Source organism: Neisseria flavescens (assembly GCF_005221285.1).
Lineage (GTDB): Bacteria > Pseudomonadota > Gammaproteobacteria > Burkholderiales > Neisseriaceae > Neisseria > Neisseria flavescens.
This window is the reverse complement of sequence record NZ_CP039886.1, coordinates 1,795,296-1,820,485: the sequence shown is the minus strand read 5'-3', so window position 1 is coordinate 1,820,485 and position 25,190 is coordinate 1,795,296. Positions and strand designations below refer to the sequence as shown.

The following is a 25,190-nucleotide window of genomic DNA, read 5'->3' as shown; positions in this document are numbered from 1 at the left end:
GAGTTTATCGGCGTATTCCCCAAAAAGTAGAAATACAAACAAAGATAAGCAATGTTTCTAATTGAATCCTTATTCAAAATAGGCAACAATACCCAGAATAATTTCGTAATATTAAGTGGGAATAAATATGGATCATTCAGTTCATAACAAGCTGGTTTCTTTTATCTGGAGCATTGCAGACGATTGTCTGCGCGATGTCTATGTGCGCGGTAAATATCGTGATGTGATCTTGCCGATGTTTGTGCTTCGCCGTTTGGATACCTTACTTGAGCCAAGCAAAGAAGCGGTATTGGAAGAAGTACGCTTTCAAAAAGAAGAATTGGCCTTTACCGAATTGGATGACCTTCCCCTTAAAAAAATTACCGGCCATGTTTTTTATAACACCTCAAAATGGACATTAAAATCCCTCTATCAAACCGCCAGCAATACGCCGCAGTATATGCTGGCTAATTTTGAAGAATATCTTGATGGTTTTAGTGCCAACGTGCAGGAAATTATCAACTGCTTCAAGCTGCGTGAACAAATCCGCCATATGTCCCATAAAAATGTTTTGCTGAGTGTGTTGGAAAAATTTGTCTCCCCTTACATCAATCTTACCCCTAAAGAGCAACAAGACCCGGATGGCAACAAATTGCCCGCCTTGAGCAATCTGGGCATGGGCTATGTATTTGAAGAACTGATCCGTAAATTTAACGAAGAAAACAACGAAGAAGCCGGCGAACACTTTACGCCACGCGAAGTGATTGAGTTGATGACGCATTTGGTCTTTGATCCGCTCAAAAACCAAATCCCGGCGGCTATTACGATTTACGACCCGGCTTGCGGCAGCGGCGGTATGCTGACCGAATCACAAAACTTTATTGAACAAAAATATCCGCTGCCAGAATCGCAAGTTGAGCGCTCAATTTTCTTATTCGGTAAAGAAATCAACGACGAAACTTACGCCATCTGCAAATCCGACATGATGATTAAAGGCGATAATCCCGAAAACATCAAAGTCGGCTCCACCCTTGCCACCGACAGCTTCCAAGGCGAACACTTTGACTTCATGCTTTCCAATCCGCCATACGGCAAAAACTGGAGCAATGACCAAGCATATATTAAAGATGGCAAAGAGGTTATCGACAGCCGCTTCAAAGTCTCCCTGCCTGACTACTGGGGCAATGAAGAAACTCTTAATGCCACCCCGAGTGCTAGTGATGGACAGCTATTATTCCTAATGGAAATGGTCAGCAAAATGAAATCGCCGAATGACAACAAAATCGGCAGCCGAGTGGCCTCCGTGCACAACGGCTCAAGCCTTTTTACCGGCGATGCAGGTTCGGGGGAGAGCAATATCCGTCGCCATATCATTGAGAACGATTTGCTGGAGGCCATCGTACAGCTGCCCAACAAGCTATTCTACAATACAGACATTACCACCTACATTTGGCTGCTGTCCAACAACAAACCCGAAGCGCGCAAAGGCAAAGTACAGCTGATTGATGCCAGCCTCTTATTCCGTAAGCTGCGTAAAAAACTAGGCGAAAAAAACTGCGAATTTGCGCCGGAACATATTGCCGAAATTACCCAAAACTATCTTGATTTCAGCGCTAAAGCACGCGAAACCGACGGACAAAATGAAGCGGTCGGCTTAGCTTCGCAGATTTTTGACAATCAAGATTTCGGCTATTACAAAGTCACCATCGAACGCCCGGATCGTCGTTCTGCACAATTTACCGCCCAAAATATTGCGTCTTTACGTTTTGACAAAGCCCTGTTTGAGCCGATGCAATATCTTTATCAGCAACATGGCGAACAAATTTACAACGCCGAATATTTAGCCAAAACAGAGCCAGAAATCAGCGCTTGGTGTGAAGCGCAGGGCATTGCCTTAAACAATAAAAATAAGGCTAAGCTGTTGGATGTCAAAACGTGGGAAAAAGCCGCTGCACTTTTTCAGACGGCCTCAACCTTACTCGAACATTTCGGCTCAACCCAATTTGACGATTTCAACCAATTCAAACAAGCCGTGGAAGGCCGTCTGAAAGCCGAAAAAATCTCCCTCTCTGCCACAGAGAAAAAGGCCATTTTCAATGCCGTAAGCTGGTACAACGAAAGTGCCGCCAAAGTCATTGCCAAAACGCTTAAGCTCAAACCAAACGAATTAGACGCCCTTTGCCAACGCTACCAATGCCAAGCCGACGAGCTGGCAGACTTTGGCTATTACGCCACCGGCAAAGCAGGCGAATATCTCCAATACGAAACAAGCAGCGACTTGCGCGACAGCGAATCCATACCGCTTAAACAAAATATCCACGATTATTTCAAAGCCGAAGTGCAGCCGCACATCAGCGAAGCATGGCTGAATATGGAAAGTGTGAAAATCGGCTATGAAATCAGCTTTAATAAATATTTTTACCGCCACAAACCATTGCGCAGCCTTGCAGAAGTGGCCCAAGATATTTTGGCGTTAGAAAAACAGGCTGACGGCTTGATTAGTGAGATTTTAGGGGAAATCGATGAGTGATTTAATTATTTATAACACTGATGACGGCAAAGCCAATGTTGCGTTATTAGTGATGGAAAACGAAGCGTGGCTTACACAAAATCAGTTGGCAGAACTTTTTGACACCTCTGTACCAAATATAACCACTCATATAAAAAACATATTAAAAGACAAAGAGTTAGATGAAAATTCAGTTATTAAGGATTATTTAATAACTGCCCAAGACGGCAAAGAATATCAAGTGAAACATTACTCGCTTGACATGATTTTAGCCGTAGGATTTAGAGTTCGCAGTCCGCGCGGCGTACAATTTCGACGTTGGGCGAATACACAACTTCGCAATTATTTAGAAAAAGGTTTTTTAGTTGATAAAGAACGATTAAAAAATCCTCAAGGTCGTTTAGATTATTTTGATGAATTACTGGAACAAATCCGTGAGATTCGTGCCAGTGAAATGCGTTTTTATCAAAAAGTGCGAGAATTATTTAGTCTATCAAGCGATTACGATAAAACAGATAAAAATACCCAAATGTTTTTCGCTGAGACGCAAAATAAATTGATTTACGCCATCACCAAACAAACCGCAGCCGAATTAATTTGCAAACGTGCCGACGCTACCTTACCCAATATGGGCTTAACCACATGGAAAGGCACAATTGTACGCAAAGGCGATATTGTGATTGCTAAAAATTATTTATCAAATGATGAGTTAGATTCCCTGAACCGATTAGTCATGATTTTCTTAGAAAGCGCAGAGTTGCGGGTTAAAAATAATCAAGATTTAACTTTGTCATTCTGGCGAAACAACGTAGATAATTTGATCGAATTTAACGGATTTCCCGTTTTACAAGGCAATGGCAAGCGAACCCAAAAACAAATGGAAGCCTTTACCTATGAACAATACGCATTATTTGACCAAGCACGAAAACAAGAAAAACAACGCCAAGCAGATAACGAAGATTTAAAAATATTAGAAAATTGTCAAAAAGAAATCAAACAGTTAAAAGATAAACGGTAGTTAAAGCTATGCACCCTATACAAGCGGTCAGATTTTAAGGATTTTTTGCAAATGAGACGATACGAGAGTTACAAAGATTCGGGCGTGGAATGGCTGGGGAAAATACCGAGTCAGTGGGAATTAACTATAGGAATGAATGTATTCAGAGAAAATAAACGTGATAATAAAGGGATGAAAGAAAAAACTGTTCTTTCATTGAGTTATGGTCAAATAATCATAAAACCTGAGGAAAAATTAGTTGGCCTTGTTCCTGAATCATTTGAAACCTATCAGATTGTAGAACCAAACGATATTATTATTCGTTGTACTGATTTGCAAAACGATCAAACCAGTTTACGAACAGGGTTAGCAAAAGATAAAGGTATTATTACGAGTGCTTATCTGAATTTAAAGGTTATAAATAATCATTCCGCTAAATTTTTACATTATTATCTTCATACTTTAGACATTACTAAAGTGCTTTATAAATTTGGTTCTGGACTTAGACAGAATTTAAGTTTTTTAGACTTTAAACGGTTACCTATTATTGATATTCCTCTCTCCGAACAACAAAAAATCGCGCAATTCCTAGACGATAAAACCGCTAAAATCGATCAGGCGGTGGATTTGGCGGAAAAGCAGATTGCCCTGTTGAAAGAGCACAAGCAGATTCTGATTCAAAATGCCGTAACCCGAGGCTTAAACCCTGATGTGCCGTTAAAAGATTCCGGTGTGGAATGGATAGGGCAAGTGCCGGAGCATTGGAGCGTAAAGAAAATCAAACATGTTACTTCTAAAATAGGTAGTGGAATTACCCCTTTAGGAGGTGGTTCAAATTATATTGATGGTGGCATACCATTATTACGCAGTCAAAATATACACTTTGATCGTATTGATTTAAATGATGTAGCAAGAATTTCTGAATTTACACATAATTCAATGAAAAATAGTAAGGTGCGTAAAGGAGATGTTCTTTTAAATATTACGGGGGGATCTTTAGGACGTTGTTTTTATGTGGATTCAAATGAAGAAATGAATGTGAACCAACATGTTTGTATTATTCGTCCAAATAAAAAAATTAATACAATCTTTTTGAATATGCTATTAGCTTCAGAGGTTGGACAAAAACAAATCTGGTTCTTTCAACAAGGCGGTGGGCGAGAGGGACTAAATTTTCAAGCAATCAAAAATTTTTATCTTCCGTTACCAGATTTAAAGGAACAACAAAAAATTGCTATTTACCTCGATAAACAAGTAGCCAAAATTGATCAAGCAATCGCATTAAAAACAGCCCATATCGAAAAACTGAAAGAATATAAAAGTGTGTTGATTAACGATGTGGTGACCGGCAAGGTGCGAGTATAGGGTGTGAAAAGTGCGGTCAAAAAATCCGATGGATTTTGAATATTGGCAGTGCAACTTGGGCGTAATGAATAAATTTTAAAAATTCACAAAAGGGTGAAAAATGGTTTCAGGAACTAAGGAAAAAGATTTGGAAATTGCCATCGAAAAAGCCTTAACCGGCACTTGGCGTGAAAACATGGGAAATAAGCTAGGCGAGCCGAAGGCGGAATACCTACCGCGCCATCATGGTTTTGAGCTGGCATTTTCACAGGATTTTGATGCGCAATTTGCCATTGACACGCGTCTGTTTTGGCAATTCCTGCAAACCAGCCAAGAGGCCGAACTCTCCCGTTTTCAACAGCTCAACCCAAACGATTGGCAACGTAAAATTCTAGAGCGGTTAGACCGCCAAATAAAGAAAAACGGCGTGTTGCACCTGCTGAAAAAAGGCTTGGATATTGATAGCGCCCATTTTGATTTGCTCTACCCCGTTCCGCTTGCCAGCAGCGGCGAAAAGGTCAAGCAGCGTTTTGAACAGAATCTGTTTAGCTGTATGCGCCAAGTGCCTTATTCTGCCTCAAGCAATGAAACGGTGGATATGGTGCTGTTTGTCAATGGCTTGCCGATTATTACTCTTGAGCTGAAAAACCATTGGACGGGTCAGACGGCCATTGATGCCCAAAAACAATATCGCAACCGTGATTTAAGCCAAACGCTGTTTCATTTCGGGCGTTGTTTGGCGCATTTTGCCTTAGATACGGAAGAAGCTTACATGACCACCAAATTGGCGGGGCCTGCTACGTTTTTCTTACCGTTTAATTTGGGCAATAACTGCGGTAAAGGCAATCCGCCGAATCCAAACGGACACCGCACGTCGTATTTATGGCAAGAGGTGTTCAGCAAAGCCAGTCTTGCCAACATTATTCAGCATTTTATGCGTTTAGATGGTTCAACCAAAGATCCGCTGGAGAAACGCTCGCTCTTTTTCCCCCGCTATCATCAATTAGAGGTAGTGCGCCGTTTGATTGCTGATGTCAGTGAACAAGGCGTGGGTAAACGCTATCTGATTCAGCATTCTGCCGGCTCGGGCAAATCTAATTCCATTACTTGGTTGGCGTATCAGTTGATTGAGGCTTATCCGCGCAATGAAAAGGCGGCAAACGGTAGAGAAGCAGACCGCCCGATTTTTGATTCGGTGATTGTCGTAACCGACCGCCGTTTGCTGGATAAGCAGCTGCGCGACAATATCAAAGATTTTTCAGAAGTGAAAAACATTGTTGCGCCGGCGTTGAGTTCGGCAGAATTGCGCCAATCCCTTGAGCAGGGCAAAAAAATCATTATTACCACAATTCAGAAATTCCCGTTTATTGTGGATGGCATTGCTGATTTAGGCGACAAACAATTTGCGGTGATTATTGATGAGGCGCACAGCTCACAATCCGGTTCGGCACACGACAACATGAACCGAGCCATCGGCAAAACGGAAGACCTTGATGCCGAAGATGTGCAAGATTTGATTTTACAAGCCATGCAATCCCGCAAAATGCGCGGCAATGCGTCGTATTTTGCTTTCACCGCCACACCAAAAAACAGCACTTTGGAAAAATTCGGTGAGAAACAGGCGGATGGTAAATTTAAGCCGTTCCACCTTTATTCCATGAAACAGGCGATTGAAGAAGGCTTTATTTTGGATGTGATCGCGAATTACACCACTTATAAAAGTTTTTATGAGATCACTAAATCGATTGAAGATAATCCGGAGTTTGACAGTAAGAAGGCTCAAAGCCGTCTGAAAGCCTATGTGGAGCGCTCTCAACAAACGATTGATACCAAGGCGGAAATCATGCTGGATCATTTTATCCGGCAAATCTTTAACCGTAAAAAACTCAAAGGCAAAGCCAAGGGAATGGTGGTAACACAAAATATTGAAACCGCCATCCGCTATTTTCAGGCGTTAAAACGCTTGCTGGCTGAGCGGGGCAATCCATTTAAAATCGCCATTGCGTTTTCAGGCAGTAAAGTGGTTGATGGCGTTGAATACACTGAAGCGGAAATGAATGGGTTTGCAGAAAGTGAAACCAAAGAGTATTTCGATCAAGATGAATATCGTTTGCTGGTGGTCGCCAATAAATATCTGACCGGTTTTGACCAGCCGAAATTGTGTGCGATGTATGTGGATAAGAAACTCTCCGGCGTACTTTGTGTGCAAGCTTTATCTCGTTTAAATCGCAGTGCGAATAAGTTGGGTAAACGCACGGAAGATTTGTTTGTATTAGACTTTTTTAACAGCGTTGAAGATATTCAGCAAGCATTTGAGCCGTTTTATACTTCTACGTCGTTGTCGCAAGCAACCGATGTCAATGTCTTGCATGATTTGAAAGACCGGTTGGATGAAACAGGCGTGTATGAACAAGCGGAGGTCAACGATTTTACTGACGGCTATTTTGCCAATAAAGACGCACAACAATTAAGCAGTATGATTGATGTGGCGGTTCAACGTTTCGACCATGAGTTGGCGCTTGAGCCAACCCAAAAAGTCGATTTTAAAATCAAGGCAAAACAGTTTTTAAAAATTTATGGGCAAATGGCCTCCATCATCAATTTTGAAAATATCGCTTGGGAGAAGCTCTATTGGTTCCTCAAATTCTTAGTGCCGAAATTAAAAGTACAAGACCCGATGGATGAATTTGATGAAATTTTAGATGCTGTGGATTTAAGCTCTTACGGCTTGGCGCGTACTAAACTGAATTACAGCATTAAATTAGATGATGAAGAAACAGAGCTTGACCCACAAAATCCAAATCCACGTGGTACGCATGGTGAAGATAAAGAAAAAGATCCGATTGATGAAATTATTCGTGTATTTAACGAAAGATGGTTTCAAGATTGGAGCGCAACGCCGGATGAGCAACGGGTAAAATTTATCAATATTACCGAGCGCATCCGTAACCATAAAGACTTTGAGCAGAAATATCAAAATAACCCGGATGTTCATACCCGTGAATTGGCTTTCCAAGCCATTTTGCGCGATGTGATGAGCGAACGCCATCGGGATGAACTAGAGCTATACAAACTTTTTGCCAAAGATGCCGCATTTAGAACCGCTTGGACGCAGAGTTTGCAACGGGCTTTGGCTAGGTAGAAATAAAGGCCGTCTGAACGGTTGGGTTTCAGACGGCCTCTGTATAAGCAGCGTAGGTTAAGCACCCTATCCGCTGTTTTATTTACATTTGGTTTTGGCCAAATTCACGGCGGCAGTCAGGCTTTTTTCGTTGACTTCGCCGGTGATGGTTTGTTTGTAGCCGCATTTCGGCGCTTCAACGACTGTGAAGGGCAATACGCCGACGTTGTTGCCGTGGGCTTTCATGAAGTTGCGGCTGTTGGCGCCGGTGTAACGCCAAATCGGGTAGCTGACCGGCGTTTGTTTCAGGAACTTGCCGATGTTGTCGGTCGTATCCAGCGCGATGCCGACCATATCGACGCTGCCTTTTTTCTGAGCTTTGTACCATGCGGACATGGCGGGCATTTCTTTACGGCAGGGGCCGCACCAGGTTGCCCAAAGGTTGACCACGCGCACGGGGGCTTTGAGCGATTCCAAGCTTTGCGGTTTGTTGTCCTGCCAACCTGCCGTTTCGTCGGCGGCAAAGGCCGGCACAGCGGTAAAAACGGCAGCGGACAAGAGAAGGGCGGTTAAGGCTTTCATGGTTGTATCCTTGAGGTTGCCAATCGAAATTGTGTTTATTGTAAAACGGTTTGGTGGGTATGCCTACCGATTCATATCAAGATATCAGGTAAAAAGTTTGAGTAAAAATCAGTTGCAGACGATAATAACCGCCATCATTGAATGATTTTGCAATAATACGGAGACTTTCATGCCGTCTGAATTCACACTTTATCACAACCCGCGTTGCAGCAAATCGCGTGCCGCGCTGGCTTTGCTCGAAGAAAAAGGTATTGCCGCCGACGTGGTCAAATATCTGGATACCGCGCCTGATTTGGCGACTTTGCAGGATATGTTTGCCAAACTCGGTATCGAATCGGTGCGCGGCATGATGCGCACGAAAGACGATTTGTACAAAGAATTGGGTTTGGACAATCCCGATTTGGACAATGCCGCCCTGCTTCAGGCAATCGCCGAACACCCTGCCCTGCTCGAGCGTCCCGTTTTGGTAACGCCTACGCGCGCAGCCATCGGCCGTCCGTTGGAAAACATTGCCGCCCTACTCGGCTGACGGGGTTGGATAAGGCCGTCTGAAGATGATTTCCCTGCTTAAAAGCCGCAATGGCCTGCGATATTACCTGTTTCGCGGCCTTGCTTTGAGCGTTTTGCTGGTGTGCGGTATTTTTTTGACCGGCACATGGCAGATTTACCGGACAGGTTTGCAAACCTTGCCGAAGGACGCTCATGCCGATGCGGCGGTGGTGTTGGGTGCGGCGGCGTGGGACAAACGCCCGTCGCCGGTATTCCGTGAGCGTATCAACCACGCCATCACGCTCTACCAAAGCCATCGGGTCGGCAAAATCATTTTCACCGGCGGTACGCCCAAAAAAGGATTTATGACCGAAGCCGAAGTGGGGCGCCGATACGCGCTCAAGCAGGGCATACCGGCGCACAATATCCTGTTTGAAAACACGTCGCGCAACACTTACGAAAACATGCTCAATATCGTCCCCATCATGCACGCCAACGGAGTCGGCAGCATTATCGTTGTCAGCGACCCGTATCATTTGGCGCGTGCCGAAGAAATGGCCGCCGATTTGGGCTTGTCAGACGCGCAGTTCTCCGCCACTCCGACCACGCGCTTTGACGAGCGCAGCAAGAAAGCCAAGTTTCTGATGCAGGAGAGCTATTCATTGTTTCTCTACCGTATCGGCAAATGGAGCGATGCCGTTTGGAATTGGATAGGGGGTTGAGCCTTCGGTAATCCATGTAAAAAGCCGTCTGAATCCTTTTAGGTTTCAGACAGCCTAAATGTATGCTTACTTATTGATATTAATTTGCAGCTACAATGCCAAAAATGACTACAGCTGCAGCCAGTACCAGATAGATGACAAACAGAATCAAGGTAGCCTTGAAATAATTGGCTTTATTCGGATTGGTGTTTGAGCTGAATGCCCATACAAGCATCATAACTATATTGACTAGCGGAATCATCAAAATCAAGTTTGTTAGCAACCATTCTTTGACGCTTACAACAGGAGCCTGCTGATGGCCGATTTGGTTTTGTTCAGTCATATTATGCCCAATATATTAAATAAAAAGAATAATAATTATATATAATAAAGTCTTATTGGTATAGCATACATATTCAGACGGCCTTTTGTTCATTGTTTAAACCACGCCGAAAAAGTAAAATAACCGTTTTAAAAGATTTTGGAGCCATCATGACCGTCAAAACCCGTTTCGCCCCCAGCCCAACCGGCTACCTGCACATCGGCGGCGTACGCACCGCCCTGTTCTCATGGGCGTTTGCCCGCCATCATAAAGGCGAATTCTTATTGCGCATCGAAGACACCGACTTGGCGCGCTCTACTGCCGAATCCGTCAACATCATTCTCGACGGCATGAAATGGGTCGGCCTGAACTACGACAACGCCGACAACGTCGTTTACCAAACCCGCCGTTTCGACCGCTACAAAGAAGTCATTGCCGAACTCTTGGAAAAAGGTCATGCCTACTACTGCTATTGCAGTAAAGAAGAGTTGGAAGCCATGCGCGAGAAAGCCGAAAAAGAAGGCACGGCGACTTACGACCGCCGCTGGCGTCCGGAAGAAGGAAAAACCCTGCCCGAAATTCCTGCCGACGTGCAACCTGTTGTCCGCTTCAAAACGCCTTTGGACGGCGTGACCAAATGGACGGACTTGGTCAAAGGCGAAATTTCCATTCCCAACGAAGCACTCGACGACCTGATTATCGCCCGCGCCGACGGTACGCCGACTTACAACTTCTGCGTTGTCGTGGATGACTACGACATGGGCGTTACCCACGTTATCCGCGGCGACGACCATGTGAACAACACCCCGAAACAAATCAACATCTTAAAAGCCATCGGTGCAAACCTACCCGAATACGGCCACCTGCCGATGATTCTCAACGAACAAGGCAAAAAAATCTCCAAACGCAGCGGCGATACCGTTGCCATCACCGATTTCGGCGCAATGGGCATCCTGCCTGAAGCCATGCTCAACTATCTGGCGCGTTTGGGCTGGGCGCACGGCGACGACGAGTTCTTCACGATGGAACAATTCATCGAATGGTTTGATTTGAAAGACGTTTCCCCGTCTCCAAGCCGTATGGACTTGAAAAAACTCTACTGGATTAACGGCGAACACATCAAAATCACCGCCAACGAAAAACTGGCCGAAATGGTGAAACCGCGCCTTGCCCTGCGCGATATCCATGAAACAAGCAAGCCTGCTTTGGAAGACGTGTTGGCACTGGTCAAAGACCGCGCCCAAGACCTGAACACGCTTGCCGACGAGTGCCTCTACTTCTACGTCAAACAAACGCCGGCCGAAGCAGATGTGCAGAAACACTGGGACGATGAAGCCGCCGCCCGTATGCTGCGCTTTGCCGAACGCCTCGAAGGGTTGGAAGACTGGAATGCCGAAGCCATCCACGACCTTTTCAAACCTTTCTGCGACGAAGAAGGCATTAAAATGGGCAAACTCGGTATGCCTTTGCGCCTCGCTGTTTGCGGTACGGCAAAAACCCCAAGCGTCGATGCCGTATTGGCATTAATCGGCAAAGAAGAAGTGTTGAAACGGATACGTTCTTAAAACGTTGAAAAGGTCGTCTGAAAATTTCAGACGACCTTTTTGGTTTCTCAGGGACTTATTCTTCGCTTTGGTTTTTATCTTTTTTGCGCCATAAGCCTTTAAACAACGCGCCCGCCCCAATCACACCGACAGCAATCAATTTGCCGAATTTGGCGAGCAATGCGCCGGCAAGCGCCAGCAAGCCCAGTTTTTTCGCAGCCAATCCGCCGACTAAGGCAGCCAGTCCGTATTCCGCCACTTTGTCGGTCGCGGCATTGAAATCGCTGTAACGCTTGCCTTCGTTGAATTCGATATTGCCCAATAATTCCCGCGCGATAGGCTTGTATTGGTCTATGCTTTTCAAATCGGTAATCATGGTCAATTGGATAAAACCTTCGCGGCCAAGCTGGTAAGTGTTGTAGTTGATGGCAGGATTTTGGTCGGGTTTGTTTTTCTCCAAAACGTCAATCGACCAAATCAGGCGATGGGTAGCCGCATCATATTGCGGTTTTTCTACCCAGCCGCGTGTTTCTATTTCCGGTATGTTGCGGGAGGCTCGCTCTTTGTTTTGTTCCTCGGTGGCTTCTTTCAGCTGCTCGAGCATGGCTTCAACATCCCATTCTTTGGCATCATCGTCTTTGATGTAGCCGGAATCGGTAAAGGTCAGGTCTACTATCCAATTGGTGTCACCGTCCTCGTTCTCCGACTCGGGGAGAATCAGGCCGTAGCGGTTGGGATCTGTGGCGTTGCCTGCTTCCCTCATCATGGCGTTGGCGCGATTTTTTTTCACAAAGACCATTTTTGCAGGCAGTTTCAGTTTGGCCTGATTGCCCAAATCAACGGTTGCCGGGCCTTGGACGATCTGGTCGTCAACGTAGTTTGCGATAGAGTCTGAGGCTTGTTGCACTTCTTGCCCGGATGCCTCGACGGCAGAAGCGGTATCAGCTTTGGCTGCAGAAGCCGGCAGGGTTTGGATAGATAGTAGGGCTGCCAAAACGGCATAGGCGAGACGGTTGCTTTTCATTATAGGGTTCTCATGGAAGAAGAATTAAAAAAGATGCAGACAGCCGCAACACCATATGCTCCAGCATGACTAAAGGGTAAATTTTACAATAAATAAATCATATTTACATATTTAAATATGACTGTAATTTAAAAAATACAGGAAAGCTTTTTGACGAGAGATAGAGCAATCGTTGTGAAATTCAAAAAGGCCGTCTGAAAATTTTTCAGACGGCCTTATATATTGCGCCCTATCACAGGGGCATTTTTAACATAAAAAAGCCCCTTTAACAAAGGGGCTTTTTTATGTGCATCGTCTTCTACACAGTCAATCCAGAACCTCCAACATTCCCAAAATCTTTTATTGTGCGCATCTTCAAAGATGATGAAGACCGCACACAATGTCTTAAAACAATCAACATCCCTATTTCTTCTCCAGATCATCTTTTTCATGCAAAAAACGCCGCCGATGAATATGGCCGTTTATATGTAAGTGGAATCATGAATAAGGAGCATCTCCAATGAAAAAGGAACTGAACACAAAAGCGCGTATAGCCGCCTTTGGCGGTGGCAGCGCAAGCGACACGCCAAAGGCGGATTCACGCGCGCCGATGGCGCCCCCCTTATCTAACAGGGGGGGAGCAGAAACCGAAGCGGCTTTGAGTACCGAACACGAAACTTTCGAAAAATACACTACCTTTTTAACTGATTCAAAAGGCCGTCTGATTGAAGTGCCTTTGCGTCGTGGTAAAGCCAATTCCGCTTTTATTGACCAAATTAGTTTTTCAATCCACGAAGATACTTTTTCCCTCTTAGCCGGTTATCCATTGGTTGCCGATGATGAATACATCGTCCGCGCATCTATGGTTTTGGCCGATATTTTTGGTTTCGGTATTACCGAAAAAGCCAAGCATTCAGGCGGTCGTTTTTATGATTCCTGCTGGTTGATGGGAACAGACAATGCCCAATATGGCCGCGTCCATTTCGGTGGGCAAAACAATACCATGCTGATTGAAGTCACAGCCACGGGTTGCAATGCAGCATCTGACGGTTGGGAATCAAGACTTTATAACTTCATCATACAGGCTGTCCGTTCCAAAATTACCCGTATCGACATTGCCAAAGATTTTTTTCAAGGCGAATACACGCCTGAACAGGCCAAAGCTGACCGGCTCGCCGGTAAGTTCACCAATCATCATATGATGCCCGATGGCGAATCAGTCGGCACGGATTGGGAATCAAACAACGGCAAGGGCAAAACCTACTATGTAGGCTCCCGTGAATCGTCCAAATATGTTCGCGTTTACGAAAAAGGTAAACAGCTCGGCGATAAAGAAAGCCAGTGGGTGCGTTTTGAAATCGAATTCAAAGCCAAGGATATTGTGATTCCGTTCGAAGTATTGACAGTTCCGGGCGAATACTTCGGCGGTGCATACCCTGTATGCGCCCAATTCCAAGAGAAAGCCAAACGCATCGAAGCAGTGAAAAAGAATCTCGAATTGACCTTTGAACGCTGCATCGAAGTAGCAAAAAACCAAGTCGGCCGTGCCATCAATGCCGCGAAATCCATGTTTCCGCAAAAAGACCGTTCGGAAATCTTAGCCATGTTCGAAGCCGATCATGACTTATTGCCTAAACGCTTAAGCCTTGAAGTTTATTCATGTACCGAAAACCACGCACCGGCCATACACGATAAGCCCGAAGGCAGTTTATGGCTTAACGAATCTGCCCAAATTCTACTTGAAATGGCCATTGAACAAAAAAACAAAATGACGAAGCTCATTGAGGCCAAGCACGAACAAGATTATCTGAATCTGATGTATGACCGATACGCATATAGATTTTAAAAGGCAAAACGCTGACGCCTTCAAGTGCAGTGTATTGGATAAGGAAACACATCATGCAAATGCAAATTCAAGGCCAAATCATGGGCGTTAAACGCTTTAACGGCCAAATCGACGGTAAAACCTTTGACTATTGCCGCGTCATCGTGTCTACACCGCTGGACAGCAGCCAAGGCAACGCATTAGGAAGCTCGGCTACCGAATACGACTACGGCGGCTCCGTGAATTTCGAACAGTTCAAAAGTCTGTCATTCCCTTTTGAAGCCTCTTTGACGGTTGAATTAGTGACCAACGGCAAAAGCCAGAAACTGAAAATTCTCGGCTTCCAGCCCAAATCACCAAACAAAGGCTAAAACATGACAATTACCCGCGTTTACATTGTTCAGTCACGGGAAACGGGCGACTTCCTTTATCCGTTTGATACGGGTGATGTGGGGCATACACCGTTTGTCAATGAAGCCGGTTATTTCTACGACCGAAACGAAGCGGTAGAAACCGCGTTATCCGAAATCGGTGAAAACTTTATTGTCTTCAGCTTTTTATCAGAATTTTAAAAATTCAGGCTACAGGTGCGGTCTGAATAATAGCAAAAGCACCTATTCAATTTTGTTTAACTCATTAAAGGAAAACATCATGAAATTGATGAATACTTGCCGTAAATACGGCGCAAAACTGGCCGTTGTTGCCGCTGCTCCTCTGGCTTTATCCACATCTGCCTATGCCGCTTTGCCCGAAGCCGCAAAAACAGGTATTGAATCAGCGAAAGCCGACGGCCTTGAAGCCGGTTGGTTGGTAGTCGGTGTATTTGCTGCCCTGTTCGTGATTGCCATCGTGAAACGCTTGTTGCGATAAAAGGTAATTAAGATGTACTACCAAGTTGGGAATAAATGTCTTGAGCAAAGCCAAGCTGAAAACGTCTATTTCAGCTTGGTAGTACCTCAAATAACACAAGACGGCAAAATCATCAAACCTGAGTACAACGGCACATTATGGAAACTGAACGGACAGACGATTAAAGCCGATTTGCCCAAATGCGATCCAAGTGACAATCTGAAAAGCGGTTTGGAAACAGGCTGGCTCTTGTTCGGCGTGATGGCCGCTGTGTATTTCGTATCCATTTTGAAAAGGGTTCTCAAATGATGGATTTTTATTTTTATCTTGGTGTGTTTGTTCCGGTCATGCTGGGCTCGATGATTTTTAAATAGGTAGTGATATGGAAGATGATTTTGAGTATGAACAAGGGGCTAGTTATGGTGGAGCAGATTATGGCTTCGGTGACTTTATGGAGCCTGACTCTGATCATGAAACGCATGAAGAGTATATGGATAGGGTTTGGTCAGATGGTTATGACCAACATCAGGATTATTTGAATTTCCTGATTGATGCCGGTCTTATGCCTGAAGATAGTACGGTTGAAGACATGATAGACAGTGGTTATGGTTCGTTTTAATGAAGAAGCGATATAATCTAACTTTCAGCAACCATTACGAAAGTTAGCATTATGAAACCGTTTATTACAGAAGCCCAATTGGCACTTTTTAAATATCAAGCAGGCGGAAAATATTTTAATTGCCCAATGTCGTACATAGCACAGCAGGAATTTGTAGAGTTCTCAAGAAATAATCATACTGAAGATTTAATTTTTTATTTTTCTCATTTTTGGAATCGTGAAATAAAAAAAGATATTTGGGAAATTTCTTTTTCTGATAATTCCTCGCTTTTAATTAGAAAAGTTTTTAAAAATGGGAAAATTATATTTCAATCAAAATCAACTGATTCGACTGATAATTCTGATTTTGATTTCATTTTTAGTTAAAAATTCTTATGCAGAATGGAAGGCTGGTCCTCCATTTCCCGGATCTAATGGATCTGTCCGTCCATTATATGATTCGTCTAAAGTTAATTTAAATTCTAATACTATGTATAAGACAGATACAGGTCATTATGGGTTTAAAACAACTATAAGCCAAACTATAGAACATGTTCCAACTGGTGCAACGCGTGCTGGCGTACCTACAATTTTTGAAGCTTCAGTCTCCCGAAAAGCCGTACTATCAGGCGCATTTCGCCTTGTAAAAGCAGGTGCAAAACTTGCTTTAAAAGCTGCTCCATACGTTGGAGCTGCATCATATGCATATGATGCCTATCAACTCGTAAATCCTACATTAGAATCAGCAGGTTATCATTATTCTGCAAATGCCGATACATATCTTAAAGTTTATGATAATGCGCTTTGTTTAGGTAAATTTATGAGTCAACCCGGTTATTACTCCTGTGTTGGCGTAGATTCTTCCGTAATGCTTGCTCTTTCAAAGGGGGGAAAATCAGCAAAAGATGCTCAAACCCTCCTAACAATGCAAGTTCAATCCGACTATGAAAAAATTCATAAAGGTTTAATGGATCAATATTTCGGGGATGAATATGCTAGAACGTCTCCAAAATGTAGATGGAATGGCTGGGGGGTTAGTTGCCATATTCAAACCTTATCAATTGCATATGGTTTTATAAAAAATTACAGCGAAGAACTTACTCCCGATAAGTTTTTAGAAATTGCTACAAATACAATAGATTCAAATCCTACCCCTTTTGTTGAAGGAACTGGCAAACCTGAATATAAAGAAAATATCAAAGTTCCTGCCGGTACAGTCGTAACCATTGGCCCTGTAACCCCTGAAAACGGTAAGCCGGTGCAAATTACCATAACTTTCGGTCAAGATTCAAACGGCAATACAACGGCAAATGTTTCAACAACTCAACGACCTGATCTTGATCCAGGTAGCCCAGAAGCACCTAAATCTAAACCTGACGGTAATCCCGACAGTAATCCCGATGGAAAGCCCGATAAAAAACCTGACGGTAATCCCGATGATAAGCCTGATAAACGTCCAGATGATAAACCTGATCCGGATGATGATCCATCTGATAAAGATAAAAGAAAAGAAGATAAAAAAGATGATAAGAAAGAAGAATCAAAAGGCTTACTTTGTGATTTTTTTCCAGACATTTTAGCCTGTGACAAAATGGGCAAACCTGAAAAAGGTATGTTTGATGATATTAAAATTCCACAGGTAACTGATGAAAAAACGTGGGATAGTGACAATTTCTTGCCGCCAAATGGCGTTTGTCCTCAACCCAAAAGTTTCAACATTTGGGGAAGACCGGTACAAATAAGTTATGAACCGCTCTGCGTTTTCATGGAAAAAGTTCGTTTTGCCGTTCTACTTGGATTCATTATTATGTCTGCCTTTATCGTTTTCGGCTCTTTGAGAAAGGGATAATATGCCGCTGCTCGCCGGATTGATTCCTCTTTTAGGAATCCTGTTAAAAATGCTCATTGTCAGAATAATTATTGCTACTGGCATGACGTTTGTGACATATGCAGGCTATATGATTGCGCTAAACAAATTTAAGGATTACACCCTAAATGCCATAAATTCCATGTCGTCTGATATTCTTAATTTACTTTTAATCGGTGGTTTTGGCCAAGGTCTCGGTTATTTATTCGGTGCATTCAGTTTTTATATTGGAATGAATACATTAAGTAAATTAACTTTTGTTATGCCAAGGTAGCCTTATGATTTATTTGTTTACAGGAAACATGGGTACGGGCAAGACTTCGCGCGTCGTGTCCATGATTCTGAACAATGAAGACGGTTTGTTCAAAATGAAACTAGAAGATGGTACTGAAGTAGATCGCCCGCTCTATTTCTGCCATATTGACGGTTTGGATAAACGCAAATTCAATGCCCATGAACTCACTGAAGAAGAAATCATGTCTGCACCGTTGCGCGATATTATTCCGCAAGGCGCCGTCTTGATTGTAGATGAAGCACACTATACCTATCCTGTTCGCGCTGCCGGTCGTCCTGTTCCGCCCTATATCCAAGAATTAACTGAACTCCGCCATCACGGCCATACAGTTATTTTGATGACACAGCATCCAAGTCAGCTTGATGTATTTGTGCGTAATCTTGTGTCAAAACATACACATCTTGAACGAAAAGCCGTGGGGATGAAGCAGTATTCTTGGTATAAATGTGTAACAAGTTTGGATAATCCCGCCGGTGTCAGCGGTGTTGAATCAGCTAGTTGGAAACCGCCTAAAGATGCCTTTAAGTATTACAAATCATCCAGCCAGCATCAGAAGTTTAAAAAGAACATTCCGCTTGCTGTTTGGGCTTTGATAGGTATATTTGCTTTCATGGCTTGGAAAGGTTTCAACGTCTATCAGATTTATAAACAAGGTAGCGGCCAATCTGAAGTAGTTCAATCTGTTTCTGATTCGTCTGCAAGTGAACCGCAGGCAATTACAGAAACTGACCAATTCAAAAGTACACAAGATATAAATTCAAATCTTAAGCCTGAAGATTTTGTACCTACTCTAGCCGAAAAACCTGAAAGCAAGCCCATTTATGACAATGTAAGACAAGTTAAAACCTTTGAATACATCGCCGGTTGCGTTGAAGGTGGTAATAGTGGCTGTACTTGTTATAGCGTTCAAGGAACACCGCTTAAAGAAATCACTAAGGCAATGTGCAAAGATTATGTCAAAAATGGCTTGCCTTTCAATCCGTATAAGGACGAACAACAACAGGCAGCACAACAGTCACAAACGGCACCGCAGACAGCCTACACGCCTGAAAATGGACAAGTTCTTACAATGGGCGGTAAAAGCCCTAAAAACCTGATGTATGATGGTTATGTCGAAGCAGGAGAAACAACCGGATTCCAAAACGGTGCAAAGGTCGGCAGTTAAGAGATATTTATTTAATTGTTGATGTAGCCTAAGCGGAATCAACGGTTAAATAAATATCAACGGGGTGCGGGAACTCCCGCCTTTTTGAAATTGGGTAAATTAAATTGAAACCTGTAAATCGTTTTATTTGAGGCGGTTTACAGGTTTTTGTTTAAGCGCAAAACAAAAGCCTGGGCGGTTTAGACAGTATAACGGCCAAAGTTAAAAACTGACGAAAAGAAATGTCGAACCGTCCAATTACCTTAAAGATTGAATATCATCATAGCCATTTTAGGCTGAATAGATAAGGAAAATGAAAAATGAATGTAATAGGGTTGGACGTGTCGAAAGACACGATAGATGCAACGTTGATTACAACTAAAGGAAGCAAAGACTATATAAAAATATCCAATAATATACAAGGATTTGAGAATCTGATTAATTGGATAAAAACAAAACGAATTAGAAAAATTGCCATAAGCATGGAAGCAACAGGCATTTACTACGAACAGGTGGCAGAATATTTGAGCGCACTATATACCGTTTATGTTATTAATCCCTTAAAAATCAAAGAATACGCAAAAAGTCAGTTCAGCAATACCAAAACAGACAAAGCAGATTCAAAACTTATTGCCGAATTTGCAAACCGACACTTAGACAAACTGACACCGTTTAGGCCGTCTGAAAATCCCATACTCTATAAGCTGGTTAATCTGCTGCAACAACTAAAAGAACAGCAAAAAGAAACACAAAACAGGTTGCATACCGCAAAAGACATATACATAAAATCAACCCATGAAGCAATCATAGAACTGCTTGAAGAAAAAATAGATCAGACATCAAAGCGGATAGAAGGCATGATAAAGCAGAAAGAAAGTCTAAATATCGAATATCAAAACCTGCAAACCATACCGGCAATAGGAAAAGAAACCGCAGTGATACTACTAAGACACCTGACAGATAAAAATTTTGAAACAGCGAATAAATTTGTAGCCTTTGCCGGTCTAAGTCCAAAAATTGAACAATCAGGGACAAGTGTCAATAAAAAAGGCCGATTGAGCCGATACGGACACCGCCAATTAAAACGCGCCTTGTTTATGCCTGCCCTTGTTGCCTACCGCATGAATGCATTTCCTCAACTTGTAAGCAATTTGGAAGCGGCAAAAAAGCCTAAGATGATAATCATCGTTGCACTAATGCGGAAATTGGCGAAAATCGCCTTTTATATACACAAGACTAAAAAGCCGTTTGATAAAGCGCGACATCAGACGGTTTAACGAATTTATACAAAACAAAACGGCTGTAAAACAGCCGTTCTTTGTCGTTTCTGTTGGAAATGCAATAACTAAATACCAATTAAAGACAGAAACATATGAAATTAACTTATTTTAATAATTGACAGGTCAATATATCATCTTTTCAATTTGGCTTAAAACCTTCTATCAGTCTTTGAAGCGTTTGAATACCAATGTGCCGTTAGTACCGCCAAAGCCGAAGGAATTGGAGATGGCAACGTCGATTTTCGCGTCACGCGCTTCGTTGGCGCAGTAGTCCAAATCGCAACCGGCTTCAATGTCTTGTTCAAAGATGTTGATGGTTGGTGGAGATTTTTGCTCGTGTACTGCCAACACGCTGTACAACGCTTCCACGCCACCGGCCGCGCCAAGCAAGTGGCCGGTCATGGATTTGGTGGAGTTGACGATGACTTTGCGCGCATGATCGCCCAAAGCGCGTTTAATGGCTTTGGTTTCGTTGGCATCGCCCAAAGGAGTCGATGTACCGTGTGCGTTGACGTAATCAACGTCTTCAGGATTCAGGCCGGCATCTTTCAGGGCGCGGGTAACGGCCAATGCAGGACCTTCTTCGTTAGGCGCGGTAATGTGGTAGGCATCGGAGCTCATGCCGAAGCCGACGATTTCGGCGTAAATTTTCGCACCGCGTTTTTTCGCGTGTTCCAATTCTTCCAACACCAGCACGCCAGCGCCTTCGCCGATAACGAAACCGTCGCGGCCTTTGTCCCACGGACGGGAAGCGGTAGCAGGGTCGTCGTTGCGGGTGGAAAGTGCCTTCATGGCAGCAAAACCGCCAACGCCCAAAGTGCTGATCGCGCCTTCTGCACCACCGGCAATCATAACGTCTGCGTCGCCGTATTTAATCAGTCGTGCAGAGTCGCCGATGGAGTGTGCGCCGGTTGTACAGGCAGAAACCATGCCATAACTCGGGCCGCGGTAGCCTTTGAGGATGGTGACATGGCCGGAAATCAGGTTAATCAGCGAGCCTGGGATAAAGAAAGGATTGATTTTGCGCGCGCCGCCTTCGATAACGGCTTTGCCGGTCGCTTCGATGCTCGGCAGACCGCCGATACCGGAGCCGATGTTGACACCGACGCGGTCTTTGTCGAGGGTTTCCAAATCATCCAAGCCTGAATCATTGATGGCTTGCAGGGCGGCGGCGATACCGTAGTGGATGAACACGTCCATACGGCGTGCTTCTTTCGCGCTGATGTATTGGCCGATGTCGAAATCGCGAACTTCACCGGCGATTTGGCTGTTGATGTCGGATGCGTCAAAGCGGGTAATCCGTCCGATGCCGCTTTTGCCTGCGAGCAGATTGCTCCATGCGGTGGCGACGTCGTTGCCGACCGGTGATACTTGGCCAAGACCTGTGATGACTACTCTTCTCTGACTCATGATAATCTCGCTGTTGGTTGTCGGGATTTTCGCGGCAGCCTTGCTCATTTTCTTCGTAAAAACGGGCAAAACCCATGCCGTCTGAAATTTCAGGGGTTTAATAATAAGGTAAAAGCCTCTATTGCGATGGCGCAGCAGAGGCTGGATGTTTGGTGCGACCGATTAGCCTTGGTGGGCGTTGATGTAGTCGATAGCCAATTGTACGGTAGTGATTTTTTCAGCGTCTTCGTCAGGGATTTCGCAGCCGAAAGCTTCTTCCAAAGCCATTACCAGTTCTACGGTGTCCAGAGAGTCAGCACCCAAATCGTCTTGGAAAGAAGATTCGTTTTTCACTTCGGCTTCGTTTACGCCCAGTTGTTCAGCAACAATTTTTTTAACTTGTTGTTCGATGTTTGACATATCAGTCGTTCCTTTTCGCCTTGCGGCAGGTTGTTTAAGAGAAATAATTCGTCGGTATTGTACCGAATTCGGATAGAGTTTTCCATCTAATCCTGCATTTTAGCACAGATTATTCAGTAAAAACCTGTTGTTGCGCATATTAGCATAGGCTGATTTTAACCTACAAGCAGGAAATTGTTTTTATTTGATATCATATAGTTAAGTTTGATTATCGTGAATCGCGGCCGTCTGAAAACCCTAATATCGGCTTCTCAAACGGCTTTAATGCAATTTCAAATATTTCCTCCAATTATTTTTCCAAACTGCCCACATCATCCGTCTCACGATATTCCAGCCCGTCCAATGCCGCAAAATGCCGCTTGCCGCATTCGATTTTCAGCCGTTCGTTTTCGCGCAGCTTGCCCGCATCTACCCCCGCCTGAATGCCTTTGCCGGTGTTTTTGGTTTCCGCAACGAAATACACTTTGTCCTGAACCTGTTTTACCACCGCCCAATCGGGATTGTAGTTGCCCAGCGGGGTCGGGATTTTGAACCAGCCGGGCAGTTTGAAGTAAAACGCCACGCCTCCTTCATTTTTCGCATCATAATCCTCGCAATTTTGGGCAAAGGCTTTTTCCGTGCCGGAATCCAAAGGGATGTAGTTTTCGCAAATGGTTTTTTGCGGATTGCTTACTGTGAATGTAAAACCGTTTTCGTAAAACTCGATACCTTCGCGCTCCATGTCTTCCAACAGCTTTTGATCGTACGCCTCGTCCGTCCGTTCATACTCGATTCCTGCCGCCATCAACGCGTACAGGCTGCGGTTTACCGCTTCGGCGGTAAGGTCGATGAAGCGTTGCGGATTGCCTGCCACATCTTTCAGACGACCCGACTGTGTGATGATTTCGTACACCGTGCGCCGCGTCAGCCCCGTTTTTCTTTGGATTTCGCCGAGTATGTCCGGAATTTCCCATTGAACGTCCATGTCGCGGCTGTAGCTTTTAGTTTCAACCGTTTTGATACCCTCGGTTGTTATTTGTTTCAAATGTGCTTTTTGGATGCGGATTTTCGGCTTCTGGATTTCGGGCAGGCCTGCTACTGCCGTCGAAGCCTGTTTAATCAATTCTTCCGTATCGAAGTGCACGCGGTAGCGCGTTTTGTATTTCAACTTGTCCCAAATTGCCTGAAATTCGGGGTCGAGCGGGAAATCTTTGCGGAATAACTGTTTTTTCTTTTTATTGCCGTCCTTGATGTTTTCGGCGGCGAAGGTAATGCCGCATTCGTCTTCGTATTCCTTTTGCAGGTTGGCAGCAAACGATTCGTAGCTTTCGTTCGGAACCACGGTTAGCACATTCACTTTTTCATCGCGCACGCGCCGCCCTTCCTGATTGACGGCTATACGCAGCCCGCGCCCGATTTCCTGCCGCTTTTTCAGCGGCGAGCGGGTTTCGTTGAGCGTGCAGATTTGGAATACATTGGGGTTGTCCCAGCCTTCTTTCAGCGCGGAATGGGAAAAGATAAAGCGCAGCGGGCTGCCGAAGGAAAGCAGGGTTTCCTTGTCGCGCATAATGAGGCGGTAGGTATCGTTGTCCGCCTGCGTTGTACCGTCGGTGTTTTTCAGACGACCTTTCTTGTCTTGTGAGAAATAGCCGTCGTGTACGCCCGCCGTATCGGTATTGCCTGCAAGCTCTCGATAGATTTCTTCAAACCAAAGGGCAAACTTGCCTGCTGTTCCGTCTGCCGCACGGTAATTCTCTACGCAGTCGATGAAGAACAGCGACAACACCTTAATCCCCAGCGGATTCAGCCGTTTTTCCTTCGCCAAATGCTCCCTTACCGTCTCGCGAATTTGGTTTTTCATGATTTCATCACGCACCGCATCACCGTCTCCGCCGCGCGTAATGGTTTTACCGCTTGAGAACGCCAATTCCTGATTCTCGAAATCCATGCCGTCAATGATGAAACCGTGGCGGTAGGCTTCGTTGCCGCCCGATTTTTCAAACAAATCGTCTCCCGATTTGACGGATACCTTTTTCTTCTTGGTTTCCTTTTTATCCTGATAATGAATGTTCAAATCTGCTTTCAGACGGCCTTTGGCCGCCTGTTTCACTTCCAGCAGCTCCGCAAATGCGCCGTTCACATCGTTTTCCGCCAATACCGGCAAGACTTCGATTTGCTTTACCAGCTTCAAATTGTATGCCTGCACAGGATTCAGGCTGTAAACCTTGTGGTAAGGGTTTTTATGCGTTGCCGAATAGCGCAGGGTAAAAAGCGGATGGAGCGATTCCAAAGCGTTCAGACGGCCTTCCGTTTCCATATTTTGCGGCTCGTCGATGATGACGATGGGAGACGTTTTCTGAATAAACTTAATCGGCGCTTCCCCGCTTTCGTTTACCTTGTTGATAACGTTTCCGTCTTTTTCAAACGACTGGATATTGATCACCAAAATCTCGATGTGGTCGTTTACCGCAAAAGCGCGCAAGTCCGACAGCCGGCTGCTTGAATATTCCGCATAACGCATCACGGGCCTGCCGAACACCCCGTCAAAATGCGCTTTCGTAATTTCCAAACTTTTCAACACGCCTTCGCGTATCGGCACGCTCGGCACGACAATCACAAACTTCTTCCAGCCGTAACTGCGGTTCAATTCGTAAATCGTGCGCAGATAGACATAGGTTTTGCCCGTACCCGTTTCCATTTCCAAAGAAAAATTCAGCCCGTGTGCGCCGATTTCCGTTTCAAGCTGTCCGTTTTGCTTTTGTACCGCATTCAGATTCCGGCCTAGCGTTTCCCAATCCAAATCCAAGCCGTTGCCGACAAACCGCCCTGTCCCCTGACTGGTCAAATCAAATGTCCGAGTATGGTTCGGCTGCCCTGCAAAAAGATTCGCAACGGCATTTACCGCATCAAGCTGATAGGGCAGTTCTTCAAATTTCAGTTCCATCGTTTTCTC

The 25,190-nt window shown here is 44.5% G+C and carries 25 protein-coding genes; 19 read left to right on the top strand and 6 right to left on the bottom strand.

The genetic code is table 11. The annotated features are described in order from the left end of the window. Nucleotides 1-127 precede the first annotated feature (127 nt). From FAH67_RS09340 to FAH67_RS09325, 4 genes are all read left to right on the top strand, one after another. Entirely contained in the window at nt 128-2,509 is a 2,382-nt protein-coding gene (locus FAH67_RS09340; protein WP_003681155.1) for a type I restriction-modification system subunit M, read from the top strand. Continuing rightward, nucleotides 2,502-3,506, top strand: coding sequence for a virulence RhuM family protein (locus tag FAH67_RS09335; RefSeq protein ID WP_003681158.1), 1,005 nt, complete (start codon nt 2,502-2,504; stop codon nt 3,504-3,506). The genes FAH67_RS09340 and FAH67_RS09335 overlap by 8 nt, the downstream gene beginning before the upstream one ends. Nucleotides 3,507-3,590: 84 nt before the next feature. Then, nucleotides 3,591-4,850, top strand: a complete 1,260-nt coding sequence (locus FAH67_RS09330; RefSeq protein WP_208648185.1) for a restriction endonuclease subunit S — start codon at nt 3,591-3,593, stop codon at nt 4,848-4,850. 100 nt (nt 4,851-4,950) lie between these two features. Beyond that, nucleotides 4,951-7,971: a type I restriction endonuclease subunit R gene (locus FAH67_RS09325; protein ID WP_003681162.1), complete on the top strand. Its 3,021-nt coding sequence runs from the start codon at nt 4,951-4,953 to the stop codon at nt 7,969-7,971. A 78-nt stretch (nt 7,972-8,049) separates the two neighbouring features. On the opposite strand, the gene FAH67_RS09320 is transcribed toward FAH67_RS09325, so the two are convergent. Continuing rightward, nucleotides 8,050-8,532, bottom strand: coding sequence for a TlpA disulfide reductase family protein (locus FAH67_RS09320; protein ID WP_003681164.1), 483 nt, complete (start codon nt 8,530-8,532; stop codon nt 8,050-8,052). Nucleotides 8,533-8,701: 169 nt separating this feature from the next. Between FAH67_RS09320 and arsC the strand changes: the two genes are divergently transcribed. Further along, complete coding sequence (arsC, locus tag FAH67_RS09315; protein WP_003681166.1) at nt 8,702-9,061, top strand: arsenate reductase (glutaredoxin); 360 nt, start codon at nt 8,702-8,704, stop codon at nt 9,059-9,061. Between the two features lie 25 nt (nt 9,062-9,086). Further along, complete coding sequence (locus tag FAH67_RS09310; protein ID WP_003681167.1) at nt 9,087-9,743, top strand: YdcF family protein; 657 nt, start codon at nt 9,087-9,089, stop codon at nt 9,741-9,743. Between the two features lie 79 nt (nt 9,744-9,822). Here the strand turns inward: FAH67_RS09310 and FAH67_RS09305 are convergent, their stop codons facing one another. Further along, on the bottom strand, nt 9,823-10,065 hold the full coding sequence (locus FAH67_RS09305) for a hypothetical protein (RefSeq protein WP_003681169.1): 243 nt from the start codon (nt 10,063-10,065) through the stop codon (nt 9,823-9,825). Between the two features lie 149 nt (nt 10,066-10,214). On the opposite strand from FAH67_RS09305, the gene gltX reads away from it, so the two are divergent. Further along, entirely contained in the window at nt 10,215-11,609 is a 1,395-nt protein-coding gene (gltX, locus tag FAH67_RS09300) for a glutamate--tRNA ligase (RefSeq protein ID WP_003681171.1), read from the top strand. A gap of 55 nt (nt 11,610-11,664) precedes the next feature. Here the strand turns inward: gltX and FAH67_RS09295 are convergent, their stop codons facing one another. Then, a complete protein-coding gene (locus FAH67_RS09295) occupies nt 11,665-12,615 on the bottom strand; it encodes a DUF2167 domain-containing protein (protein WP_039864167.1) in 951 nt (316 codons plus the stop codon). Between the two features lie 281 nt (nt 12,616-12,896). On the opposite strand from FAH67_RS09295, the gene FAH67_RS09290 reads away from it, so the two are divergent. The 12 genes from FAH67_RS09290 (at nt 12,897) to FAH67_RS09235 (ending at nt 20,446) form a co-directional block, all read left to right on the top strand. Continuing rightward, nucleotides 12,897-13,115, top strand: a complete 219-nt coding sequence (locus tag FAH67_RS09290; protein WP_039863810.1) for a M14 family metallopeptidase — start codon at nt 12,897-12,899, stop codon at nt 13,113-13,115. Then, nucleotides 13,112-14,437 (top strand): replication initiation factor domain-containing protein, encoded by a 1,326-nt coding sequence (locus tag FAH67_RS09285; protein ID WP_244284775.1) that lies wholly within the window; start codon nt 13,112-13,114, stop codon nt 14,435-14,437. Before FAH67_RS09290 ends, FAH67_RS09285 begins: the two co-directional genes overlap by 4 nt. A gap of 53 nt (nt 14,438-14,490) precedes the next feature. Further along, entirely contained in the window at nt 14,491-14,787 is a 297-nt protein-coding gene (locus tag FAH67_RS09280) for a hypothetical protein (RefSeq protein WP_004464499.1), read from the top strand. Nucleotides 14,788-14,790: 3 nt separating this feature from the next. After that, on the top strand, nt 14,791-14,988 hold the full coding sequence (locus FAH67_RS09275; protein WP_004464498.1) for a hypothetical protein: 198 nt from the start codon (nt 14,791-14,793) through the stop codon (nt 14,986-14,988). A gap of 79 nt (nt 14,989-15,067) precedes the next feature. Next, complete coding sequence (locus tag FAH67_RS09270) at nt 15,068-15,286, top strand: major capsid protein (protein ID WP_004464497.1); 219 nt, start codon at nt 15,068-15,070, stop codon at nt 15,284-15,286. Nucleotides 15,287-15,298: 12 nt separating this feature from the next. After that, nucleotides 15,299-15,574 (top strand): hypothetical protein, encoded by a 276-nt coding sequence (locus FAH67_RS09265; RefSeq protein WP_004464496.1) that lies wholly within the window; start codon nt 15,299-15,301, stop codon nt 15,572-15,574. A gap of 73 nt (nt 15,575-15,647) precedes the next feature. Then, nucleotides 15,648-15,884, top strand: coding sequence for a hypothetical protein (locus FAH67_RS09260; protein WP_004464486.1), 237 nt, complete (start codon nt 15,648-15,650; stop codon nt 15,882-15,884). A 51-nt stretch (nt 15,885-15,935) separates the two neighbouring features. Then, nucleotides 15,936-16,250, top strand: a complete 315-nt coding sequence (locus FAH67_RS09255) for a DUF1132 family protein (RefSeq protein WP_004464485.1) — start codon at nt 15,936-15,938, stop codon at nt 16,248-16,250. Further along, nucleotides 16,177-17,712, top strand: a complete 1,536-nt coding sequence (locus tag FAH67_RS09250) for an IgG-binding virulence factor TspB family protein (RefSeq protein WP_244284774.1) — start codon at nt 16,177-16,179, stop codon at nt 17,710-17,712. The genes FAH67_RS09255 and FAH67_RS09250 overlap by 74 nt, the downstream gene beginning before the upstream one ends. Before the next feature lies 1 nt (nt 17,713). Beyond that, a complete protein-coding gene (locus FAH67_RS09245; RefSeq protein ID WP_003681097.1) occupies nt 17,714-18,004 on the top strand; it encodes a DUF2523 domain-containing protein in 291 nt (96 codons plus the stop codon). A 4-nt stretch (nt 18,005-18,008) separates the two neighbouring features. Continuing rightward, the gene (locus FAH67_RS09240; protein WP_112890672.1) at nt 18,009-19,190 is read left to right on the top strand and encodes a zonular occludens toxin domain-containing protein; all 1,182 of its coding nucleotides are present in this window, start codon (nt 18,009-18,011) and stop codon (nt 19,188-19,190) included. A 299-nt stretch (nt 19,191-19,489) separates the two neighbouring features. Beyond that, complete coding sequence (locus tag FAH67_RS09235) at nt 19,490-20,446, top strand: IS110 family RNA-guided transposase (RefSeq protein WP_112890673.1); 957 nt, start codon at nt 19,490-19,492, stop codon at nt 20,444-20,446. Between the two features lie 165 nt (nt 20,447-20,611). On the opposite strand, the gene fabF is transcribed toward FAH67_RS09235, so the two are convergent. The 3 genes from fabF to FAH67_RS09220 form a co-directional block, all read right to left on the bottom strand. Continuing rightward, nucleotides 20,612-21,859 carry a beta-ketoacyl-ACP synthase II gene (fabF, locus tag FAH67_RS09230; RefSeq protein ID WP_039863591.1) on the bottom strand — a complete coding sequence of 416 codons (1,248 nt, stop codon included), beginning with the start codon at nt 21,857-21,859 and terminating at the stop codon, nt 20,612-20,614. Between the two features lie 162 nt (nt 21,860-22,021). Continuing rightward, on the bottom strand, nt 22,022-22,258 hold the full coding sequence (gene acpP, locus FAH67_RS09225) for an acyl carrier protein (protein WP_003679644.1): 237 nt from the start codon (nt 22,256-22,258) through the stop codon (nt 22,022-22,024). Nucleotides 22,259-22,547: 289 nt separating this feature from the next. Continuing rightward, nucleotides 22,548-25,181, bottom strand: coding sequence for a restriction endonuclease (locus tag FAH67_RS09220; RefSeq protein ID WP_003679646.1), 2,634 nt, complete (start codon nt 25,179-25,181; stop codon nt 22,548-22,550). Between the last annotated feature and the right edge of the window lie 9 nt (nt 25,182-25,190).

Bases quoted from the DNA above. Each gene is read 5' to 3' on its own strand.
- FAH67_RS09290 (WP_039863810.1), top strand. From the start codon at position 12,897: ATGTGCATCGTCTTCTACACAGTCAATCCAGAACCTCCAACATTCCCA.
- fabF (WP_039863591.1), bottom strand. From the start codon at position 21,859: ATGAGTCAGAGAAGAGTAGTCATCACAGGTCTTGGCCAAGTATCACCG.
- FAH67_RS09320 (WP_003681164.1), bottom strand. From the start codon at position 8,532: ATGAAAGCCTTAACCGCCCTTCTCTTGTCCGCTGCCGTTTTTACCGCT.
- acpP (WP_003679644.1), bottom strand. From the start codon at position 22,258: ATGTCAAACATCGAACAACAAGTTAAAAAAATTGTTGCTGAACAACTG.
- FAH67_RS09260 (WP_004464486.1), top strand. From the start codon at position 15,648: ATGGAAGATGATTTTGAGTATGAACAAGGGGCTAGTTATGGTGGAGCA.
- FAH67_RS09340 (WP_003681155.1), top strand. From the start codon at position 128: ATGGATCATTCAGTTCATAACAAGCTGGTTTCTTTTATCTGGAGCATT.
- gltX (WP_003681171.1), top strand. From the start codon at position 10,215: ATGACCGTCAAAACCCGTTTCGCCCCCAGCCCAACCGGCTACCTGCAC.
- FAH67_RS09240 (WP_112890672.1), top strand. From the start codon at position 18,009: ATGATTTATTTGTTTACAGGAAACATGGGTACGGGCAAGACTTCGCGC.
- FAH67_RS09335 (WP_003681158.1), top strand. From the start codon at position 2,502: ATGAGTGATTTAATTATTTATAACACTGATGACGGCAAAGCCAATGTT.
- FAH67_RS09245 (WP_003681097.1), top strand. From the start codon at position 17,714: ATGCCGCTGCTCGCCGGATTGATTCCTCTTTTAGGAATCCTGTTAAAA.
- FAH67_RS09270 (WP_004464497.1), top strand. From the start codon at position 15,068: ATGAAATTGATGAATACTTGCCGTAAATACGGCGCAAAACTGGCCGTT.
- FAH67_RS09310 (WP_003681167.1), top strand. From the start codon at position 9,087: ATGATTTCCCTGCTTAAAAGCCGCAATGGCCTGCGATATTACCTGTTT.
- FAH67_RS09275 (WP_004464498.1), top strand. From the start codon at position 14,791: ATGACAATTACCCGCGTTTACATTGTTCAGTCACGGGAAACGGGCGAC.
- FAH67_RS09265 (WP_004464496.1), top strand. From the start codon at position 15,299: ATGTACTACCAAGTTGGGAATAAATGTCTTGAGCAAAGCCAAGCTGAA.
- FAH67_RS09280 (WP_004464499.1), top strand. From the start codon at position 14,491: ATGCAAATGCAAATTCAAGGCCAAATCATGGGCGTTAAACGCTTTAAC.
- arsC (WP_003681166.1), top strand. From the start codon at position 8,702: ATGCCGTCTGAATTCACACTTTATCACAACCCGCGTTGCAGCAAATCG.
- FAH67_RS09235 (WP_112890673.1), top strand. From the start codon at position 19,490: ATGAATGTAATAGGGTTGGACGTGTCGAAAGACACGATAGATGCAACG.
- FAH67_RS09285 (WP_244284775.1), top strand. From the start codon at position 13,112: ATGAAAAAGGAACTGAACACAAAAGCGCGTATAGCCGCCTTTGGCGGT.
- FAH67_RS09255 (WP_004464485.1), top strand. From the start codon at position 15,936: ATGAAACCGTTTATTACAGAAGCCCAATTGGCACTTTTTAAATATCAA.
- FAH67_RS09325 (WP_003681162.1), top strand. From the start codon at position 4,951: ATGGTTTCAGGAACTAAGGAAAAAGATTTGGAAATTGCCATCGAAAAA.
- FAH67_RS09305 (WP_003681169.1), bottom strand. From the start codon at position 10,065: ATGACTGAACAAAACCAAATCGGCCATCAGCAGGCTCCTGTTGTAAGC.
- FAH67_RS09220 (WP_003679646.1), bottom strand. From the start codon at position 25,181: ATGGAACTGAAATTTGAAGAACTGCCCTATCAGCTTGATGCGGTAAAT.
- FAH67_RS09250 (WP_244284774.1), top strand. From the start codon at position 16,177: ATGGGAAAATTATATTTCAATCAAAATCAACTGATTCGACTGATAATT.